This is a genomic window from Bacillus sp. A260 (assembly GCF_009861435.1).
GTDB classification, from domain to species: domain Bacteria; phylum Bacillota; class Bacilli; order Bacillales; family Bacillaceae_G; genus Bacillus_A; species Bacillus_A cereus.
The window spans coordinates 4,540,600-4,561,270 of the sequence record NZ_CP046398.1; the positions used below are offsets into that span (position 1 = coordinate 4,540,600).

The window sequence follows — 20,671 nt, forward strand, 5'->3', positions numbered from 1 at the left end:
CAGCCCTTCTTCCTCTCTACGCGTTATTCTTAATTGTCTCTAACGTCGTTTTATCTGTTGTTCTTACAAGCTTCGTAATTAATTCTTTCGCCGCTGCATAATCATCAACATGTAAAATTGAAGCATGTGTATGAACGTAGCGCGCACAAACACCAATTACTGCTGATGGGATACCAGAGTTACTTGTATGTACACGGCCCGCATCTGTACCACCTTGTGAAATAAAGTATTGGTACGGAATGTTGTTTGTTTCTGCTGTATCTAAAATGAATTCGCGTATTCCTCTATGTGTTACCATCGTGCGATCGTAAATACGAAGAAGAGCACCTTTTCCTAATTGACCGAACTGTGTTTTGTCACCAGATGCATCGTTTGCTGGACTTGCATCAAGCGCATAGAAAATGTCTGGTTGAATCATATTTGCAGCGGTTTGCGCTCCGCGAAGACCTACTTCTTCTTGTACAGTAGCACCAGAATATAATGTATTTGGTAATGTTTCGTCTTTTAATTCTTTTAACAATTCGATTGCAAGACCACATCCGTAACGGTTGTCCCAAGCTTTCGCCATAATTTTCTTCTCATTTGCCATCGGTGTAAACGGACAGATCGGCACGATTTGTTGTCCTGGTTTTACACCAATTTCAATCGCATCTTCATAACTATCTGCACCTATATCAATTAACATATTTTTTATATCCATCGGTTTTGCACGTTGCGCGTCACTTAATAAATGAGGAGGAATAGAACCAACAACCCCAATAACAGGACCATTCTTCGTCATAACTTGTACACGCTGTGCTAATAAAACTTGGCTCCACCAGCCGCCTAACGTTTGAAAACGAAGCATTCCGTTTTTCGTAATTTGCGTAACCATGAAACCTACTTCATCCATATGACCTGCTACAAGAACACGTGGGCCAGTTTCGTCCCCTTTTTTCAGACCAAATACGCTACCTAAACCGTCTTGTACAATTTCATCCGCATATTTGCTTAATTCTTGTTTCATAAAACGGCGTACATCATGTTCAAAACCTGATGCACCTTGTAATTCTGTTAACGTACGAAATAATTGTAATGTCTCTTTATTCACGAAGTCCCCTTCTTTCAAACCTTAGTAGAATACCTCTTTTATTGTAACGAAATTTTCGAAATGTTTCTAGTTTCTTCTTTTTTAGCTGTATTTGCTTTATAATTATTATCGGTACACTATTTTTATTTTATAGAATTGAGGTGAATATATGAGCTGGAAAGGTTTAGTAGCAGGTCTTGGCGTTGGGTTCGCAGCTGGTTATCTCGTTGCAAACAAAGTACAAGAACAATCCCATATTTCTTCAGAAAAAGCATTGAAAATGGTGAAACAAGCATTAAGTCATAAAGGTGAAATTACTGGCTCTTGGGTACATATGGTTCCAGAGACATTTGAAAAATATGATGTCGCATATGAAGTTTATCGCGGCGGTCTTACAACGATGTTAAATGATATACAAGAACGATTTGAATTTTTAGTTGATGCTAAAACAGGTACTGTTTTAGAGGTTATAGCAGCATAAAACGGAGGGTTCCCATTAGGTGAACCTCTTATTTTTTGAAATTGCGGGTATTGATTAAAATTATATCAGCGATTTTTTAAATATATCGACTTACCGACAAAACCCGACAATAAAAAAGAAGCTGCTCCAATAAATATGATGGAACAACCTCCTATTTTTATGCTTCTATACTCGTTTTCCGTTCTATTTTTTCTACGATATGACCTTCCTCATTCCACTTCACAGCTCGATAATATGCGTCATGGTAAAACGTAAACCATGCCTCTTTTTCAGCACCATACTTCATCCACTTTTGCTTATTTTCAATCGAGGTCATCGGATAATCATCGTATGCCATTACCCATAATACATTTTGATGCGCGTGCGTCGGCAAGAGATCTGCTAAATGTAGCATCGTTTCCCCTTGACTCTCCAAAATGATGACTGCATGTCCATCACTATGCCCACCCGTATGTGCCATCTTGATTTCATCTGTAATTTCTATTTCTTGCTGGAACGTAACAACTTGATCTACAATTGGCTCCCAATTTTCCTTCCAATATGTATTACGTGATCTAATATTTGGACTTCTCATTTCATTCCATTCTGTTTCACTTACGTAAACTTTCGCATTTGGAAATGCCGGTACAAGGTGATCATCTTCCCATTTTGTTAGACCAGATGCATGATCAAAATGAAGATGTGTCATCAAGACGTAGTCGATATCTTCAGGCTTTAATCCTAATTTTTCTAATGATTCATAAACCGATGATTCTTCTGTTACACCTTGATTGCGTTTCATCTTCTCATTCAACTTACCGTTTCCTATCCCGGAATCAATGAGCATATTTCCATCTTTTGTTTGCAAAAGTAACGGATCTGTTCGTAAATAAATATGATTTGTATCATTATGTTTATATTTACGTGACCAAAGTACTTTCGGCACGACTCCAAACATTGCTCCTCCATCTAAATGTGTATTCCCGCCTTTTAACCACGTTACTTTTATATCTCCAATTTGTAACTGTTCCATTACACATCCCCCTTTTTAATTAATCTTAGCATAAAATTCTGATTATTTTAGGTGTAAAAAAACCTACGCATTACTGCATAGGCTCTGTACGATATTTTGCTTCAACTCGGTAAATACGATGACCTTTACTAGAGAATTTCTCTTCGTATTCAGTCATGATGTTACCTTCAAAGTCGCTGTTATGAAGATCTAAGCTTAAGTACGTTAGTAACATACCATACTCAGCCATACTCATAAGAGAATATTCAAATAAACCTTGGTTATCTGTTTTGAAATGAATTTCTCCGCCTTCTACTAACACTTCTTCGTAATTACGTAAAAATGTTTTATACGTTAAACGACGCTTCGTATGACGTTTCTTTGGCCATGGATCTGAGAAGTTTAAATAAACGCGATCAATTTCACCTTTCGCAAAGAAAACTGTTAAATCTTCAGCATCTTTATTAATTAACTTTAAGTTTGGTAATTCTTCTTCAATTAATTTATCAAGTGCATCTACAACAACACTTGTGAATTTTTCAATTCCAATATAATTAATATGTGGATTCGCTTTCGCCATATCATACATGAAGCGGCCACGACCTGTACCTACTTCAATGTGAATTGGTTGTTCGTTTCCAAATACTTCTTTCCAGCTACCAGCGCGCTCCTCTGGGTTTCCGATTACGATATGTGAATATTCATTAATTCGATCCATTGCATACGGTTTATGTCTTAAACGCATAGATGTTTCCCTCTCTTTACATAGCTATTTTAAAGGAATAATTCCTTCTTTCTTTTCTAATCAATCTACCAAACAAAAAACCAAGTACGTACGAGCACTCGGTCCGTTTCTTTCAAGTATAAGATGTACCATTTTGATAAAAACTACATACAGCATTAAACATTCCATGACGAAACAGCTTTTTCTCTTACATTTGAAGAGAAAAACAATCGAAAGGATGATCCGTTCATGCCAATTAATCAACAACATCAATTAGAAGTGCTGAAAGATATTTTAGTCAACCACCAAAGTGATTGCTGCGGGACAGTTTCAGAATGCGAGCAATTAGAGCGCCTCATTCAATCGTTACTCGCAAACGATAATATAAGTAGTGACGCTAAAACAATGCTAAACGATGTATATTCTTATAGTCAATCGGGTAAATCTTCCTCTAATTTGGACAACCATATTTCCAATAATCAAGAACAACTTACTCAGTGGATTGCTGGAATGGACAATTTTTCTTAAGTATCATTCTGAAGCAAGTAGTTGCTGTAAATATTGATGCCAATATTCAGCTTCTGCTTGCTGTTTTTTTGTTGTATGCCATTGAATAGACAAAATCGTTTGTGCTATCACATACCATCTCATACGCCTAAGCAGCGATTCATCCATTTCAATATCATAGTAACCGAGCCACTCACTCCATTCCTGGCGCGGAATGTACCAATATAATAACATACCGAGGTCTAGAGCTGGGTCAGCAATTACAGCTCCATCCCAATCAATTAAAAACAATTCATCTTCATCCGACAATAGCCAGTTGTTATGATTTACATCACAATGGCATACAACGAATTCATTGTATTCAATAGCTTTTAATGAATCCATTAAATATTGAAGGCCTTGCTGAATTGTTTCATCATCCCTTATATCTCCTCTTAAAACGAGTTGCAGTTGTTGTAATAACTCTTGTGCGTGAAGCGGCTGCTTCCCAAGTCTTTGAATCATCTGTACAAGCGCTTTAGAGGAGTGTATTTTCTTCAAAAGTTTCGCAACACGTTCTAGTTTCATATCCTCTGGCTCTAGCTTCTGTCCCGGAAGCCATTTTTGAGCAGAAATTACATCACCATTCGTTACCCTTCTTGTCCAAAGTAATTTTGGAACAATTCCTTCTGCTGACAATACCGCTAAAAAGGGCGATGTATTCCGCTTTAAAAATAACTTCTGTTGTCCGTTTTGCGCAATATATGCATCGCCCGTTACTCCACCAGCCGGTACAAGACTCCACTCTTTTCCTAATAATTGTTCCAACCATTCCATATTCATTACCCGTTAACAAATCCTTATCTTTTATAGTTATGAAAAGAAAAACCGCAACATTTCTACACATGTTGTGGATTCATATATTTTACTGTAAATGAAAAGAAAAATTAGCCTAAGCCAAAAATCCTCTATTTTATTTTACAAAACCTGTCATAGAATGACAACTTATCAAAATCGTCACCTTTGTCAATTCTACATTTATTACATTCTCATCGTCAAGTAGCGATTTGTCACATTATCGTCAATATATACGTGCTAATTGGAGCGAGCTTAAGTTCCTTTCCTCTAAATGAAGAAATTGGCTCTATTTTCGCTTCGTTTTCGTTTACTAACACATGCCACGTTGCTTCTTTCGGAAGTTGCACAGTTTTAGCTTCTAAACCGCTATTAAATAAGATGATAATCTCTTTCCATGGCCCAAACGTTTCTGCATGCTCTAGGTGATATGCAAGTACTTCTGTAGATGTTTGTAAAAAAGTCATATGTTTTTTTATAAGATCTGCGCTTTGTAATCGGAATGCCCCATGCTCTTTACGAATCGCAATTAAACCTTTTATATAGTTAACGGTCTCTATCTCTTTCTCTTTTTGATCCCAATCTAATTGATTGATCTCATCATTTGCATTATAACTATTTTCATTTCCTTTCTTCGTACGATAAAACTCTTGCCCTGCGTGTAAGAAAGGGATGCCTTGTGAAAGAATAACCATTGCGCTCGCTAACAGGTGACGTTTTTTCAAAATCGTTTCTGATTCTTCATTACTGCGCACTAGTTTATCCCACATCGTCATATTATCATGACATTCTACATAGTTAATGCTTTGCGCTGGCTCTAGAAACAGCCCTGTTTCTTTCATACTTAAAAGACTTCCTGCTGCAATATACTGCAAATGATTACAGTCTACATGCCCACCAAATGCAAAACCACGCTTATTTATATGAAATGTACTCCCTTTTATCCCATCACGAAATTGATCATTAAACTGCGCGATATGTGGCATTTTCTTCGCATTATTTAACGTTGCTTTTTCCTCACGAGGAAGCGGTGTTTGTAAATCCCATCCTTCTCCTAATAACAAAGCATCTCGTTTTATGTTTCGCACTTCTTTTTCTATCATATTCATCGTATCAACATCTAAAATTCCCATTAAGTCGAATCGGAATCCATCGACATTGTATTCAGTAAGCCAATATAAAATAGACTCTACAATGAATTTCCTCATCATTTTCCGTTCAGACGCTATATCATTTCCGACTCCCGTCCCATTAGAAGGCATACCATCTTCACCATGACGAAAATAGTATCCTGGAACAAGCTTTTCAAATGATGATAGCTCTCTTTCATAAACATGATTATAGACAACATCTATAATCACCCTAATACCTTGTTCATGAAATGTTTCAATTAGTTGTTTGCACTCAACTATCCTGTTATACGGATCAGAGGGGTTTGTAGCATAATATCCTGTTGGTGCATTGTAATATAATGGATTATATCCCCAATTATAGGCGGACGAAGGATTCGCCTCATCTACACCACCGAAACAATATAAAGGTAATAGTTCAACATGTGTAACACCTAAATCTTTTATATGAGACAACCCTGTTAATGTCCCATTCCGTCCTGTTGTTCCCTCTTCCATCAATCCTTTATATGTTCCCTTTTGAATTACTCCACTATTTGGATGTATAGTCGCATCACGAATATGCAGTTCATACAATATGGCATCTGTCATTGATTGTAATGTTGGTAATCCCTCTCGTCTTGTTACATTCGTTTTTTCTAAATTGATAACAACACCATGTTTTCCATTTACCGTCACCGACTTTGCATAAGGATCCACAGCTTCGTTCCATATTAAATTAATACAAACAAGAAATGTATAGCGTGCTCCGTCTAAATCACCTTGTAATGTTTGAATCCAAACTCCGTTTTCTCCCCTGTACATTTCATGATCGGTATATTCTTTATCGCTCTTATAAATTCTTACTTTCGCAAGCCTTGCAGTTGGGGCCCATACTTTAAATGTCGTTTCTTCTTTTTGATAAACAGCACCTAAATCTGTACCTTCGTAATAATACTTTTCATCGAAACTTTCTGTTCGAATAACAGCACCTATTTGTAAATCAGTTTCTTCATTCCGTTCATCTCGTACTGTATAATACTTCCCCACATCTAGCGGCTCTTCTATAAAGCACTCATACTTCGTTGCATCTGGAAGCGCAATCGTATGAGCAATCGGTAAATCTTTCACATTACTTCCTTCTTGCAAACGAAATGTCCGACTTGTTCCATACGCATGTGGGAGCAAAATTGTAATTTTATTCATTTCATCTAAATAGGCATCAAATGGACGTTTTACTTTCAACATAAAAAAATCACCATCATTCTCAAAGTTAAAATAAAGTGAAACTTTAATGAGCGAGAAAATTTCTCCATCCTCACTTATTATTAGCCTTCACCAATTAGGCGAGATAAAATGAGCTGCAAATGATAAGGCTTTTCTTATCAACAAGACTCTATACAGTAACTCCATTCTTCTCTATAGTATATTCACCTGCATAAAAAACGTTTTCAACATTCTATTTTTGTAATTTTATTTCAGCAATCGATTTATACTTCGGGGTTTCTTTCACGTGGGATTCGTATAAAGTAATTGTATCTGCTTGAAATGATATTTCAGGCACTTCTTTTATACTTTCTAAACGAAACTTTTCTTCTCCTATCCATTTACGAGCAACGGTAATATGCGGGTGATATGGGCGTGTTTCTAGAGAAAATCCATTTTCTTCACAAATGGCATGTATTTGCTTTTGCAACTGAAACAAATCGTGATTCTCACTTACCTTCGCCCAAAAAATACGAGGCTGATCTTCCCTACCAAACGTTGAAAAACCTTGTAATGTGAACGATAGTTCTTTTGTTTCTGCAATTGTTTGTAATCCATTCTTTATTCCCTCTAATTGTTCCCCCGTTGCACTCCCTAAAAATGAAAGGGTAATATGATAGTCTTCTTTATGTACCCATGAACGAAATTGTAATTCCTCTTGCATATCCTCTTTATAGTTAGACAGCATTTCTTTTATATGATTCGGTAACGTAATTGCGACAAAATAATGCAGTTCCATGTACATCTTCTCCTTCTTTTCTATTGTTGCTTTTCTTTCTTATCTCATTCAGGTAAAAAGAAGCCGCTCTCCAAAATAGAGAGCGGACATTATTTATATATCCATTACTTCGCTAATTCATGAATTGCTTGCGCGTAAATTGCTGTTGCTTTCAATAAGTCTTCAATTTCGATATACTCATCTTTTTGATGCGCAAGTTCTTCTTTTCCAGGGAATAGCGGGCCAAATGCCACACCAGCTTTTAATGAACGAGCATAAGTACCGCCGCCGATTGCTAATAGTTCTGCTTTTTCACCTGTTTGTTCTTCATACACACGTTGTAACGTACGGATTAATACGTGATCTTTATCGACGTGATGTGGGCGAGAATTAGAATAGTCAGCCACTTCAAAACCATGCGTACCAACATATTCTTTCAACTTCACAATTGTTTCTTCAAAGTTAGTTGTAACTGGGTAACGTACGTTTAGCCCTAAGTTACCACCGTTTTCTTTCGTATAAGAAATGCGACCGACATTCACTGTTAACGGACCGCTAATTTCATCTTTGTAAGCAATAGTAGCTTTTTCACCAAAAATATCACCAGTAAATGTTTCTGTTGCAAATGTCGCAAATGCAGTTGCTTTTCCATCAAGTGAAACTGTAGTTAAGAAGTTTGCTAATAATAAACCTGCATTTTCTCCTTTTTCAGGAGTAGATCCGTGCGCTGAAATTCCTTCTATTTGCAACGTCACTGTATTTCCTTCTATAGTCGATTTCCCTATTTTTTTAGCAGTTTGTAAATACTCTTCATATGCTACTGTAAGTGCATTTACATCTTCTCCTGTGATAACTGCTTCTGCAAAATCAGGAACCATATTTAAACGGCGCCCTGAATCAAATGAAACAAGTTCATATGTACCTTTTTTCTCTTCACTACCATTTTGCACAACTTGTATATCAGAAATTCCTTTTTCTGCATTAATAATTGGAAAGTCTGCATCCGGTGCAAAACCAATTGTTGGCATTTCTTCATTTTTAAAGTAGTGATCTACACATTTCCAATTGCTTTCCTCATCTGTTCCTATAATCATACGAACACGTTTTGAAAGAGGTAAGCCTAATTCTTTCAAAATTTTCATTGCATAATATGCTGCCATCGTTGGGCCTTTATCGTCAATTGCACCACGTGCAAAAATCTTTCCATCGCGAATATTCGCACTATATGCGGGAGTCGTCCAGCCATCTCCTTCTGGTACAACGTCAACGTGACAAAGAATACCTACTAATTCTTCTCCTTGTCCCATTTCAAGATGACCTGCATATCCTTCTAAATTTTTAGAAGCAAAACCTTCAGCTTCTCCTTTATGTAACATGAAAGATAGAGCTTTTTCTACACCTTCACCGAATGGTGCGCCCTCTTTCGCAGATTCTTCTTCCCATACACTTTTAATTTGTAAAAATTGTTGTGTATCACGAATTAAATCATCTTTTCGTTTTGCAACTTCTTCTGTCCAATTAATCGCTGACATCACGCATCCATCCTTCACTATATTGTTTCTTTCATCATAACAAACAGAAATCTCTTATGCCATACACGAAAACTAAATACTGAACAATTGTAATATTTCAGATATTTCTTATTAGTTTTTCTTTTGTTTTTTCAAAAAAATTTGCAGGAATTTGGCGTTTTACGTAGAATTTTATGTGTTAGTTGACTGACCATATATACAATGTCAACTACCAATATTTTTCTATATGAATATTTGTTAAATTTCTGTAAAATTTAAGTAGATTAAAGCATGAATTTTATCATGTAGAGTACAATGGTAGTAACGACCTTCTTTCCTGAATGGGGTCAAAAAAACTAGTAGAGGAGTGGTTTTCTCTTGAAACCTACAACTACTCGTATGCTAACACGCATTAAATCAATTTATATGTACATCAATGAAAACGGAACGGTAACGACGAAAGACCTTGTAGATGAGTTCGGGATCACACCGCGAACGATACAACGTGATCTAAATGTGTTGCAGTTTAATGAACTCGTGTATAGCCCTTGCCGCGGTAAGTGGACAACAACAGGAAAGAAAGTGAGAATGACCTCATAACGAAAAATAATTGTATGGTAAATAAATACATACCCCTTTCTAATAATTAGAAAGGGGTCTTTTCTGCGCCTATAAAGGTACTACTTTTCAGTATCTACTTGATATGTTTTTAACATTTCTACTTCTTCATCTGTTAGCTCTCGGTATTGTCCAAGTTCTAGTTCTTCATCTAATACTAACGGACCCATCTCTGTTCTCTTTAGGTAGACTACTTTTTTTCCTACCGCTTCAAACATACGCTTCACTTGATGGAATTTCCCTTCCGTAATCACAAGCTCAATTTCAGAAATATCATCGCTTTTCAATATTGTAAGTGCACCTGGCTTTGTTTCATAGCCATCGTCTAAAATAACACCTTTAGCAAATTCTTTTACATCCTCTTCTGTTACTACTCCTGCAACGTGTGCATAATATTTTTTCGGCACATGCTTTTTCGGAGATAATAATTGATGTGATAACTTCCCATCATTTGTTATCAATAAGAAGCCTTCCGTATCGATATCAAGTCGTCCAACTGGGAACGGATCAAAGATTGCATCTTCTAATTCTAATAAATCTATTACTGTTTCATGATTATCATCTTCCGTCGCTGAAATAACACCTTGTGGTTTATGCATCATTAAGTAAACAAATTCTTTGTATTCCACAACTTCACCGTGAATCATAACTTCTTGCTCTTCTACATTTACATGAACTTTCGCATCTTTTACTGGCGTTCCATCAATTTTCACAACGCCATCTTTCAATAATTTCTTTACTTCTTTTCTACTTCCATATCCCATATTTGCTAATAATTTATCTAATCTCACGTTTTTCACCTTCTTTATTTATCATAGAAAAGGGGACGTAATTACGCCCCTCTTGATTTCAACTTTATTTTAAATCTACTACCAAGTTTACGTTGAATTTTATCTAATGCTTCTCCACCAAATACTCTTTCCAGTACTCCTGTGCGAATTGCTAACAATCCGTAAACAAGACCGCCAATACCTGCACAAATCGCAACTGTTATAAGAGCACCAATACGGCCATCAGGCGAAATCATGAAGGATAGAACCCATTGTGATAGTTTTACAGCAACGACCATTATAAGTGTCAGTACTGCAATTTGGAATGTTCTTTTATATACAACACCGAATGAATAGTGTGCGTATTTTTTAATTTGTTGATTTGTGTACCAAACAGAAGCTAAGAAACCAACTGCTGTCGCTAGAATTGCTCCTACTGTACCGAAATAACGAATAAAGATTACGTTACATACAAATTTCAAAATAACGCCCATTATAAGCGCAATAATCGCATGCTTCTGCTGGTTAATACCTTGCAGGATTGCTGCTGTTACTGTAAATAAAGCGAATAACAACGCAACTGGTGCATACCACATTAATACTTGTCCACCTAGTGGATCTGAATCGTAAAACGCAGTATAAATTGGATATGCAAGTGAAGAAATACCGACAACTGCTGGCAATGTTAAAAACATATTTGCCTGGAATGTTTGTGTAATTTGTAATTTCAAATAGCGGTATTGTTTTTCAGTAAATGATTTTGTGATTGCTGGTACAAGCGTTAAACTAAACGCTGTTGCAAGTGATACAGGAATCATAATTAACTTATGCGTCCACATTGTGAAAATACCGAGAGCTCGCTCTGCGATATCACCTTGACCAATCGCCTGCATAATTGAGTTAAATGTCAATGTATCAATTTGTTGATATAAAGGAATTGTTAACCCAATTACAACGTAAGGAATCGCATATGCAAATAACTCTTTAAACAATTGAACGGTGCTTACTGTTGATTCTGGTACAGTTTGTTCAATTAAATATTGATCCAAATATTTTTTACGTTTTAGCCAGTACCAAATTAACACACCGAGTGCTCCAACCGCTGAAACGAACGCAGCAAATGTCGCTACTCCAACTGCTGTTGCAACTGTACCGCCAAGTACTTTAATAACGATAAAACTACCTGCTAATAAAAAGACGATACGAATAATTTGTTCAATAATTTGTGAAACGGTAGTTGGTCCCATAGACTGGTGACCTTGGAAATAACCACGAATTAAACTCGCTGCTGGTACAACAATAAGCGCGAAGCTTACAAGACGAATGATCGTCGTAACTTCTCCTACATTATTGTGTATACTTTGTTTACCAAGCATCGCTTCTGCAAACAATGGCGCCGTCATGTACAGCACTAGGAACGAAAGAACTCCTGTTACGATCATCATAACCATTCCCGAGCGGAACATTCTCCGGCTCGTTTTATAATCGCCAAGCGCATTATATTTGGAAACAAATTTTGAAACAGCAAGTGGCACACCTGCCGTTGCGATACTTAAAAAGATCGTATATGGAATGTATCCATATGTATAGAGCGTTCCGCCTTCTGTTCCTACTAATGCATGAAACGGAAAGACGTAAATCATGCCTAAGAACTTTACTAAAAATGTCCCTAGCGTAACAATAAGCGTTCCGCGCAGAAATTTCGAATCGGACATACAAAAATCCTCCTACATCTACATAAAGTGAAACTATAATTAGTTGGAGACTTCTCTCCTACTCCTTATTAGTTGAACCATTCGAGCATTTACAGGCTAACAGACTCCCTATTTACTTCTCCTAAATCTTGAGGTTTTAGTCTTATCGCCTACAAATGGCAGGATAGTGCTGAACTCTAACTTTTGTATTGTACCACAATTCTCTCATTAAGCAGTACTTCACTCTATTTTTCTTTTAAGGGAAAACATGCTATTCTTTTAGGCAGGAAATGTAGAAAATGAGGTCGATATATTATGCATTATGATGTTATTGTCATCGGCGGCGGTCCTTCTGGGCTAATGGCTGCAATTGGTGCTGCAGAAGAAGGCGCAAATGTCTTACTTCTTGATAAAGGAAATAAACTTGGGCGTAAACTTGCAATTTCTGGTGGCGGACGCTGTAACGTAACGAACCGTCTACCACTTGATGAAATTGTTAAACATATACCAGGAAACGGTCGCTTCTTATACAGCGCTTTTTCTATTTTTAATAATGAAGATATTATTACATTCTTCGAAAATCTCGGTGTTAAATTGAAAGAAGAAGACCACGGTCGCATGTTCCCTGTGTCAAACAAAGCACAATCTGTTGTAGACGCACTTTTAACACGATTAAAAGACTTAGGTGTAAAAATTCGTACAAATACGCCTGTTGAAACGATTGAATATGAAAATGGTCAAACAAAAGCAGTTATACTGCAAACAGGCGAAGTGTTAGAAACAAATCACGTCGTTATCGCTGTTGGCGGAAAATCAGTTCCTCAAACTGGATCTACTGGAGACGGATATGCTTGGGCTGAAAAAGCGGGTCATACAATCACAGAATTATTCCCAACAGAAGTACCTATCCTTTCAAACGAGCCGTTTATACGTGACCGCTCATTACAAGGTCTTGCTTTACGTGATATAAACTTAAGTGTATTAAATCCGAAAGGAAAAGCTATCATTTCTCACAAAATGGACATGCTCTTCACTCATTTCGGCCTATCTGGACCTGCTGCTCTTCGCTGTAGCCAATTCGTCGTGAAAGCACTGAAAAAGTTTAAAACGAATACAATACAAATGAGTATTGATGCATTGCCAGAGGAAAATAGTGAACAACTATTTCAGCGCATGCTGAAACAAATGAAAGAAGATCCGAAAAAAGGAATTAAAAACGTTTTAAAAGGTTATGTTCCTGAACGTTACTTCCTATTCTTATTAGAAAAAAATGAAATTGACGGCAGCGAACAAGCTGGACAAGTTTCTCACGAAAAGATTCGTGCACTTGTGAAAGACTTTAAAGAGTTTACTGTGAATGTAAATGGTACGCAGTCAATTGAAAAAGCATTCGTTACTGGCGGAGGTGTATCCGTGAAAGAAATTAATCCGAAAGAAATGTCTTCTAAATTTACGAACGGCTTATATTTCTGCGGAGAAGTTCTTGATATTCATGGTTATACTGGTGGCTATAATATTACATCAGCCCTTGTTACTGGTAGAATTGCTGGAACGACTGCTGGAGAAAACGCGAAAATGCAATATTAAAAAAAGAAACAGGGATTCCTGTTTCTTTTTTAATATTGCCATGAAATCATTATCGGCGATTTCTCAAATATATCGACTTACCGACAAGAAGCGACAAACATCTGCTCCATGTAACTTTCCATTGCTTTTTTGTTGCTTTATATACCTTAGTACCTTTATATTTTATATTGTTGAATATTTAAAAAAGGGTAAGGGGAAAACAAATGAGAAAAAAAGTCATGATGTCTTTAATGTTAATGACGTTTCTTTCTGCGGTAGAAGGAACGATTGTTAGTACAGCAATCCCTCGTATAACGAGTGATTTGTCAGGCGTCGAACTTGTTAGTTGGGTATATGCAATTTATATGCTTGCAACAGCTGTTTCGACTCCAATATACGGAAAGCTCGCTGATTTATTTGGCCGTAAAAAAGTTTTACTGATCGGAGCTACAATCTTTTTAGTCGGTTCTGCACTTTGCGGAGTCGTTACATCGATGGAACAATTAATCTTCTTCCGCGCGCTTCAAGGTATCGGTGCTGGTGCTGTTATGCCAATCACAATGACGATTATTGGAGACTTATATAGCGAAGCGAAAGACCGCGCGAAAGCACAAGGTTGGATGAGTGCCGTTTGGGGTGTATCCGGTGTTATCGGACCGTTAGTAGGTGGATTTTTAGTTGATTCCCTTTCTTGGCGTTATATTTTCTTCCTAAACGTTCCATTCGGAATTATCGCTTGCTTAATGATTGCAATTTACTACAAAGAATCTATTAAACCTGCTAAGCATCATATCGATTATCTTGGTGCAACAGTCTTCTCATTAAGTACAATCGCTCTACTATATGCATTATTAACAGGTAGCAGTAAGCAAAACTGGGGAGACATGACAATTATCGGCCTATTAATCTTTGCCGCTATTTCATTTATTATTTTCTTATTCATCGAGAAGAAATCTCCGGAACCATTAATTCCGCTAGCACTTTTCTCTAACCGTACATTATCTACGATAAATATATTAACTCTTATTGCTGGCGCAATGATTATTAGTATTACAATGTACCTTCCAATTTGGAGCCAAGGTGTATTAGGGAAAAACGCTACAGAAGCTGGACTTATTTTAATGCCAATTCCTGTTATGTGGACATTTGGCGCTATTTTCTCTGGTAACTTAGTAGGCAAATTAAAAACGAAACAAATCATTTTACTTGGAGCTAGCATTTTATCAGTCGCTACGTTCTTATTATTTACACTATCAACAAATTCACCATCGTTCCTTATTTATGTAGCAGTCGGATTATTCGGCTTAGGCATGGGGCTTGTGACACCGATTTACATGGTAACAATTCAAGCAGCCGTACCAGCTCATACACGCGGAACAGCTGTTGGTTTAAACACATTTATTAATACATTTAGTCAAACGTTAGGTGCTGCAATATTCGGTACAATCTTCAATACGATGATTCACGCACGTGGTATTAAAAATCTTGATCTTGTATCTGGTGGACATGGCGGTACTACAGCAAACGTAGTAACCGAATCGCAATCTGCATTAGCATCAAGCGTACACGTCATTTATATGAGCACTTTCGTATTAGCAGTATTTACATTAATTATCGCTTGGCTCTTATTAAAGCCAGCTACACAAACAAGTGAGCAACAATAAAAAGGATGACCATTTTGGTCATCCTTTTTTATTCTTCATTCTCCACAATATGTTTCAGCATGGATAATTTATTATCCCAAAAACGTTCATAATACGAGAGCCATTGTTGTAATTCTTCTAATGGTTCTGGATGCAAACGATATATCTTCTCTCTTCCGCTTTTTCTTCCACTTACTAAATTCGCTTCTGAAAGAATATGAAGGTGCTTTACAACCGCAGTACGACTCATCGGAAAATGATCCGTTATTTTGGAAATCGGTAACTCTTTGTCACTTAATAACCGTATTACTTCTCGGCGGGTTGGATCAGCAATTGCTTGAAATACATCATATTTCGCTGCTGACGAGGACACTTAGCCTTCGACAACCTTTTTCAGTTTTTCATTTACAATCGCTACCCAACCACCGCTCATTCTATCGCGAATAATAGAGCTCTTCGCATTTGCTTTCGGAAGAATTTCATCAGGATGTTTCCAGCCGCCGTGAATTAACGTAAATTCTGTTTTGTTATCTCCTAAGTCTTTCAAATCAAATGAAACAACCCAGCCATCTGTATCCCATGAGAAAGATAAATGGTTTGGTTCATCAATTTCTAATACTTTACATGGTGATGGCCCAAATGGTGATTGCACATGAAATTCATGTCCTACCTCTAATACAAAATCATTTGGCATAAACCATGACGCAATCCCTTCTGCAGTTGATACTACACTCCATACCTTTTGAATAGACGCGTTAAAAACGATTGTTTGTTTAATATCATTTAATGTATTTTGTTGTTCCATTTTCATTCTCCTTTACTCGGCGTTATAACATAACACCTTTTGGTTATACTTTGATAATATAACACCTTTTAGTTTCATGTCAACGCTAATTCTTTTACTGTTGAGAAATTCTCAACATTTTTTCAACAGGACAAACACCCTCTTAGCATTTCCTCATAATATACTCACAAAGGCAATACAAAATAAAAACTTCTCTCAACATGAAACTCCATCATTCATATTGAAAGAAGCGCCTTACTTATATCATGCGTACTTCGTCTCTCCTCCTTCCCTCAAGGGACAATACGCGAGATATGACAAAGTCAGAAGGAATATGCCCACCATTTGAGTAGGTAGTTATTTCTCTTCTCCTCAACATTTCCTCAGGAGCGAAATGACTACCGACTCACTTTTTTCAAACAAAAATAAAAAGGGGATGAAAGCGATGTTCTATTGCATTAACTGCTCTGATATTCATCATGAAAAACATCCAAATGATAAAGTATTCAAAAACGGTTTTTATATTGATCCATTTTTAGGTGATCGTTATCACCTTGGTATGTGTAAAGATGCCCAAAACCATGAAACAGGGGAGCCTCTTTTAACGACAAAGAAATTAGGCACAACCCAATCTATTATGAACGTATTACCGACACATGTTGTCCCAACATAAAACATAAAAAAGAGCTGGGTGAGCCAGCTCTTTTTTATGCTTTATAAACGATCATTGCTGAAAAACAATAAATTTGGTTTTCATCGTCGTTAATAGAAACACCAACTTGATACTTAATATCTACAAAGTTGCTATCATCAATCTTTTTCAAAAACACATTCACAGCGTCTTCTAAGTCTTTTTCGTGACTTTCATCAAAAACTTTCACACGAATCATGTTAACACCATCCTAGATCGCAGCCCTCCGCCGCTTGATTATTGCCACGGTGCGTATCTATGATGCGATAAAACTTTCCATTCTCATATATATATCCGTCTTCTAACACATATTTTTTATCTTCAGTATAGACATAAAACTTACCTATCATAAATTTACTCGTATATAATTCCAAATAATTTGGTCTAAATTTAGCTACAACTTTATTTGTAATATCAATTTTTATTGTGCGCCCCACCTTCTCTCCCTCCTTTGCAAAGAACGGATTTAGGTATATTGTATTAGCGCTTTTACATTTTATGCTTAAAAATAAGTGGATATGCCTTCTTTCTTCACCTGTACTATTTTTCTAAAAAAATCACTATAAATAAAACCCGAAAAAATACAAAAAAAGCACTTTATCTTATTGACTCGAATATAAATATTATGTTATTATATAAAATTTGACATTTTTACATACGTATGTTATCATTAAAAGTGGTTACCACATATGGAGGTGGATGATTTGTTTCAAATTGGTGATAAAATCGTTTATCCAATGCACGGTGCAGGAATCATCGAAGCAATTGAAGAGAAAGAAATATTAGGTACTTCACGTCAATATTGTGTGATACGCATCATTAGTAAAGATATGCAAGTAATGCTTCCGATGGATCAATTAAAAAAATCAGGTATTCGTTATATCGTTGATCGAGGTACGTTAGATGATATACTTCTTGAATTTCAAAACGGGGAGTCAGACACATCACTCTCATGGAAACAAAGATATACAATGAATATGGAAAAAATGAAAAACGGCAATTTACAAGATAGCGCAGAAGTTGTTCGGGATTTACTTCGCCGCAATAAAGAGAGAACTTTAAATGCGAGTGAAAAACAAATGCTAGATAACGCCCGAAAAATGATGATCAGTGAAGTTGCACTCGTACAAAATGTTTCTGAACATCAAGCAACAGAATTTCTTCAAGATACAATTAATCACTAAATTTAAAATAGCTGGCCGCTATTTTTTTTTGTAAAAAAAGGACGAAGAGTTTTATCTCTTCGTCCTTTTATATTACCCACGCCCAGCTTGAAACGATGGATATAACGTCATTCCACCATCTGCAAATAGCGTAATTCCCGTTACGTAACTCGCCTCTGATGAAGCAAGCCAAGTTGCTACTGCTGCGATTTCTTCAGGTTTTCCAATATAGCCCATAGGTATCATACTTTCTACGTCAGCACGTTTTTTAGGATCAGCAAACTTTTCTGCATTGATTGGCGTATTAATTGCACCTGGTCCTATATTATTTACTCGAATACCTTTTGGTGCATACTCTAGCGCTAACGTTTCTGTCATCAGTTTAATGCCACCCTTACTTGCTGCATAGTGCACAAATAGTGGCCACGGAATTTTCTCATGAACACTAGACATATTAATGACAGAACCTTTAATATCATGTTCTACAAAATATTTAATCGCTTCACGACTTCCTAAAAAAACACCTGTTAAATTTGTATTAATTACCCTATTCCAATCTTCAAGCGGCATTTCATGCGACGGTACCGCGTTTTCTATCCCTGCATTATTAATCATAACGTCAAGCGTACCAAACTCTTTCACAGCAGATTGAATGAGATTCACAACATCTGATTCGACGGTTACATCACCTTTTACAGCAATCGCTTCGCCGCCTACCTTTTTAATTTCTTCTAACACATCATTCGCTTCTGATTCTCGTGAGCGATAATTAATAACCACTTTCGCTTTTTCCTTAGCAAACCTCACTCCCATCGCTCTTCCAAGACCAGTTGCTGATCCTGTAATAACGACAACTTTCCCTGCTAAATCACTATACATTTCCATACCTCCTTTAACTTTTGGCTATACCTAACATAATTCCGGCTGCGATAATAAAAACAATACCGACAACGATACCCGTTAATTGACGTTTCGTTTTCTTTTCACCTAATATAAGGATCCCACCAAGCGTGGAAATAATAATTCCCATTTGCGATAGCGAGAAACTTGTTGCGACTCCAACACGCGGCTGCGAAATGAATAAAAACATATTTCCAGCTGCCCAAATTAATCCTGGAATAATATTTCGGATTGCATATTTATTAAATGGATGATGTTTAAAGGTAAGCAAAATCCCACCTAACACCATACCAACTGCTTGTGGCAACAAAGCTGACCAACCATCTACGTTAAATAGTCTAATCACTACTACGTAAACTAAATAGCCGACTGTTGAAATTAATAAAATTACGATACCTCTTTTAAAGTTTGCTGCTTGCTCTGCATTCTTTTCTTCTTCACTTTGAAGCGATGTTAAAATAACACCGATAATAATACAAACGAGCGCTAAAATCCCAAGGACGACCGATATTGTCGTGGACCATTCATGAAATACGATAACGCCAAATAAAGTCGTCGCGACTAATTGAAGTCCTGTTGAAATTGGCATCGTCCTCGAAACACCCATTAAATCAATACTTTTCAATTGATTTGCCTGACCAAGCGCCCAAAATAAACCTGACACAACTCCAACTCCGATAACGGTAGGTGTTAATACTGGCTTCATAAAAATATAAACAACAATTGAGAAAATAAGTGCTCCAAACGTTGTTCCGAGCGTTTGACTATACGGTCCCCCGCCCAGTTTTACGTTAAATAGCACAATACTTCCCCAAAATATAGCTGGTAAAATCGCTAAAAATATATCCATCACTCATTACCTTTCTTTACTAAATGCATAGGTTATCACTCTAAGTCATTAGAGTGAGCTTTTATTTTTTCTTTTTCCCGTTCACAAACTTTTTCTGCAATAGCGTCAGAAACATTCTTTTCTCGCTCCACTTTCTTTATCTTTACGTGATCTAAATGGTCTTCCAAAGTAAGCGTAACTTTATCGTTCGGGGGATTATGCGCTCCTTGAAATGTAAGAAATTGTAGCTTCACTTCATACCTAGGAACAAATTCATCTTTCTTGCCGAGACGCTTTATATTTATGACTGAAGCACATTCATATTGATCTTCTGTCACTTGTCTAATAACTGAATAGTACCTATTTGATAATGCACTCTCTAAAAGCTGTTCTCTTGATTCTTTCGCGAAAGAATCACTTGGAGAAGAGAAAAAAGACGCACATAGCATTGTCATAACTACACATATTTTTTTCATAATTCCCTCCTTGTTCTATAGATTAGTGTTCTCAAAACTGCCATAAAAAAACGACTTTCCCTATATAGGAAAGTCGTTTTAATGAATCCAATATTAACCACCGCTCACTGGTGGGATTAGTGCAACAACATCACCAGATTGGACCCTGTCATCTTCATTTGCATATTCTTCATTAATCGCAACCATAATTGGCTCTGAAACTGGTACATTATATTCGTTCGCAACAACATCTTTTAACTGTGCAACCGTAATATTTTCTTTCTCTATTTGTAATTCACTTGTCCCTGCTTCTTCTTGCAAGTGCGCAAATAACAATACTCGAATCAT

At 36.7% G+C, this 20,671-nt stretch carries 24 protein-coding genes; 7 read left to right on the forward strand and 17 right to left on the reverse strand.

Features of this window, described 5'->3' with window-relative positions; translation table 11 throughout:
- Positions 1 to 16: 16 nt before the first annotated feature.
- Positions 17 to 1,090, reverse strand: a complete 1,074-nt coding sequence (locus GD442_RS23050; RefSeq protein ID WP_001031514.1) for a M42 family metallopeptidase — start codon at positions 1,088 to 1,090, stop codon at positions 17 to 19.
- 148 nt (positions 1,091 to 1,238) lie between these two features.
- Between GD442_RS23050 and GD442_RS23055 the strand changes: the two genes are divergently transcribed.
- Entirely contained in the window at positions 1,239 to 1,550 is a 312-nt protein-coding gene (locus GD442_RS23055; RefSeq protein WP_000118543.1) for a PepSY domain-containing protein, read from the forward strand.
- 157 nt (positions 1,551 to 1,707) lie between these two features.
- Here GD442_RS23055 and GD442_RS23060 read toward each other — a convergent pair whose 3' ends face one another.
- Together GD442_RS23060 and trmB are read right to left on the reverse strand one after the other, a co-directional pair.
- Entirely contained in the window at positions 1,708 to 2,562 is an 855-nt protein-coding gene (locus GD442_RS23060; RefSeq protein ID WP_000436852.1) for a YtnP family quorum-quenching lactonase, read from the reverse strand.
- A gap of 70 nt (positions 2,563 to 2,632) precedes the next feature.
- A complete protein-coding gene (gene trmB / locus GD442_RS23065; protein ID WP_001239385.1) occupies positions 2,633 to 3,286 on the reverse strand; it encodes a tRNA (guanosine(46)-N7)-methyltransferase TrmB in 654 nt (217 codons plus the stop codon).
- Between the two features lie 228 nt (positions 3,287 to 3,514).
- On the opposite strand from trmB, the gene GD442_RS23070 reads away from it, so the two are divergent.
- On the forward strand, positions 3,515 to 3,793 hold the full coding sequence (locus GD442_RS23070; protein ID WP_001122235.1) for a YtzH-like family protein: 279 nt from the start codon (positions 3,515 to 3,517) through the stop codon (positions 3,791 to 3,793).
- 3 nt (positions 3,794 to 3,796) lie between these two features.
- Here GD442_RS23070 and GD442_RS23075 read toward each other — a convergent pair whose 3' ends face one another.
- From GD442_RS23075 to pepV, 4 genes are all read right to left on the reverse strand, one after another.
- Positions 3,797 to 4,594 (reverse strand): phosphotransferase family protein, encoded by a 798-nt coding sequence (locus tag GD442_RS23075; protein WP_001986674.1) that lies wholly within the window; start codon positions 4,592 to 4,594, stop codon positions 3,797 to 3,799.
- A gap of 227 nt (positions 4,595 to 4,821) precedes the next feature.
- Positions 4,822 to 6,963 carry a type I pullulanase gene (gene pulA, locus GD442_RS23080; RefSeq protein ID WP_086692082.1) on the reverse strand — a complete coding sequence of 714 codons (2,142 nt, stop codon included), beginning with the start codon at positions 6,961 to 6,963 and terminating at the stop codon, positions 4,822 to 4,824.
- A gap of 211 nt (positions 6,964 to 7,174) precedes the next feature.
- Positions 7,175 to 7,720, reverse strand: a complete 546-nt coding sequence (gene thpR / locus GD442_RS23085) for an RNA 2',3'-cyclic phosphodiesterase (protein WP_048656116.1) — start codon at positions 7,718 to 7,720, stop codon at positions 7,175 to 7,177.
- 104 nt (positions 7,721 to 7,824) lie between these two features.
- Complete coding sequence (gene pepV, locus GD442_RS23090; protein WP_086692079.1) at positions 7,825 to 9,231, reverse strand: dipeptidase PepV; 1,407 nt, start codon at positions 9,229 to 9,231, stop codon at positions 7,825 to 7,827.
- 357 nt (positions 9,232 to 9,588) lie between these two features.
- Between pepV and GD442_RS23095 the strand changes: the two genes are divergently transcribed.
- The gene (locus GD442_RS23095) at positions 9,589 to 9,810 is read left to right on the forward strand and encodes a DeoR family transcriptional regulator (protein ID WP_000805512.1); all 222 of its coding nucleotides are present in this window, start codon (positions 9,589 to 9,591) and stop codon (positions 9,808 to 9,810) included.
- A gap of 80 nt (positions 9,811 to 9,890) precedes the next feature.
- Here the strand turns inward: GD442_RS23095 and GD442_RS23100 are convergent, their stop codons facing one another.
- Together GD442_RS23100 and GD442_RS23105 are read right to left on the reverse strand one after the other, a co-directional pair.
- Positions 9,891 to 10,619 (reverse strand): pseudouridine synthase, encoded by a 729-nt coding sequence (locus GD442_RS23100; protein ID WP_001234947.1) that lies wholly within the window; start codon positions 10,617 to 10,619, stop codon positions 9,891 to 9,893.
- A gap of 41 nt (positions 10,620 to 10,660) precedes the next feature.
- Entirely contained in the window at positions 10,661 to 12,313 is a 1,653-nt protein-coding gene (locus tag GD442_RS23105) for a putative polysaccharide biosynthesis protein (protein WP_086692076.1), read from the reverse strand.
- Between the two features lie 294 nt (positions 12,314 to 12,607).
- On the opposite strand from GD442_RS23105, the gene GD442_RS23110 reads away from it, so the two are divergent.
- Together GD442_RS23110 and GD442_RS23115 are read left to right on the forward strand one after the other, a co-directional pair.
- Complete coding sequence (locus GD442_RS23110; protein WP_000558859.1) at positions 12,608 to 13,879, forward strand: BaiN/RdsA family NAD(P)/FAD-dependent oxidoreductase; 1,272 nt, start codon at positions 12,608 to 12,610, stop codon at positions 13,877 to 13,879.
- Positions 13,880 to 14,082: 203 nt separating this feature from the next.
- Entirely contained in the window at positions 14,083 to 15,522 is a 1,440-nt protein-coding gene (locus tag GD442_RS23115; RefSeq protein ID WP_001228021.1) for an MDR family MFS transporter, read from the forward strand.
- A 28-nt stretch (positions 15,523 to 15,550) separates the two neighbouring features.
- On the opposite strand, the gene GD442_RS23120 is transcribed toward GD442_RS23115, so the two are convergent.
- Positions 15,551 to 15,874, reverse strand: coding sequence for an ArsR/SmtB family transcription factor (locus GD442_RS23120; RefSeq protein ID WP_000098837.1), 324 nt, complete (start codon positions 15,872 to 15,874; stop codon positions 15,551 to 15,553).
- The gene (locus GD442_RS23125; protein WP_000437765.1) at positions 15,875 to 16,306 is read right to left on the reverse strand and encodes an SRPBCC family protein; all 432 of its coding nucleotides are present in this window, start codon (positions 16,304 to 16,306) and stop codon (positions 15,875 to 15,877) included.
- A gap of 424 nt (positions 16,307 to 16,730) precedes the next feature.
- Here GD442_RS23125 and GD442_RS23130 point away from each other — a divergent pair, with 424 nt between their 5' ends.
- Positions 16,731 to 16,958 carry a DUF3973 domain-containing protein gene (locus GD442_RS23130; RefSeq protein ID WP_000498989.1) on the forward strand — a complete coding sequence of 76 codons (228 nt, stop codon included), beginning with the start codon at positions 16,731 to 16,733 and terminating at the stop codon, positions 16,956 to 16,958.
- Positions 16,959 to 16,992: 34 nt separating this feature from the next.
- Here GD442_RS23130 and GD442_RS23135 read toward each other — a convergent pair whose 3' ends face one another.
- A complete protein-coding gene (locus tag GD442_RS23135; RefSeq protein ID WP_000621751.1) occupies positions 16,993 to 17,175 on the reverse strand; it encodes a sporulation protein Cse60 in 183 nt (60 codons plus the stop codon).
- 1 nt (position 17,176) lies between these two features.
- Positions 17,177 to 17,413, reverse strand: a complete 237-nt coding sequence (locus tag GD442_RS23140; RefSeq protein ID WP_000533804.1) for a DUF2553 family protein — start codon at positions 17,411 to 17,413, stop codon at positions 17,177 to 17,179.
- Between the two features lie 252 nt (positions 17,414 to 17,665).
- Here GD442_RS23140 and GD442_RS23145 point away from each other — a divergent pair, with 252 nt between their 5' ends.
- Positions 17,666 to 18,160: a CarD family transcriptional regulator gene (locus GD442_RS23145; protein WP_000451445.1), complete on the forward strand. Its 495-nt coding sequence runs from the start codon at positions 17,666 to 17,668 to the stop codon at positions 18,158 to 18,160.
- A 72-nt stretch (positions 18,161 to 18,232) separates the two neighbouring features.
- Here the strand turns inward: GD442_RS23145 and GD442_RS23150 are convergent, their stop codons facing one another.
- The 4 genes from GD442_RS23150 to moaD form a co-directional block, all read right to left on the reverse strand.
- Entirely contained in the window at positions 18,233 to 19,018 is a 786-nt protein-coding gene (locus tag GD442_RS23150) for a glucose 1-dehydrogenase (RefSeq protein WP_098992696.1), read from the reverse strand.
- Between the two features lie 13 nt (positions 19,019 to 19,031).
- Positions 19,032 to 19,889, reverse strand: coding sequence for a glucose uptake protein GlcU (glcU, locus tag GD442_RS23155; protein ID WP_000350861.1), 858 nt, complete (start codon positions 19,887 to 19,889; stop codon positions 19,032 to 19,034).
- Between the two features lie 35 nt (positions 19,890 to 19,924).
- On the reverse strand, positions 19,925 to 20,344 hold the full coding sequence (locus tag GD442_RS23160; RefSeq protein ID WP_000717684.1) for a DUF3888 domain-containing protein: 420 nt from the start codon (positions 20,342 to 20,344) through the stop codon (positions 19,925 to 19,927).
- 93 nt (positions 20,345 to 20,437) lie between these two features.
- Positions 20,438 to 20,671, reverse strand: a complete 234-nt coding sequence (gene moaD / locus GD442_RS23165; protein ID WP_000621778.1) for a molybdopterin converting factor subunit 1 — start codon at positions 20,669 to 20,671, stop codon at positions 20,438 to 20,440.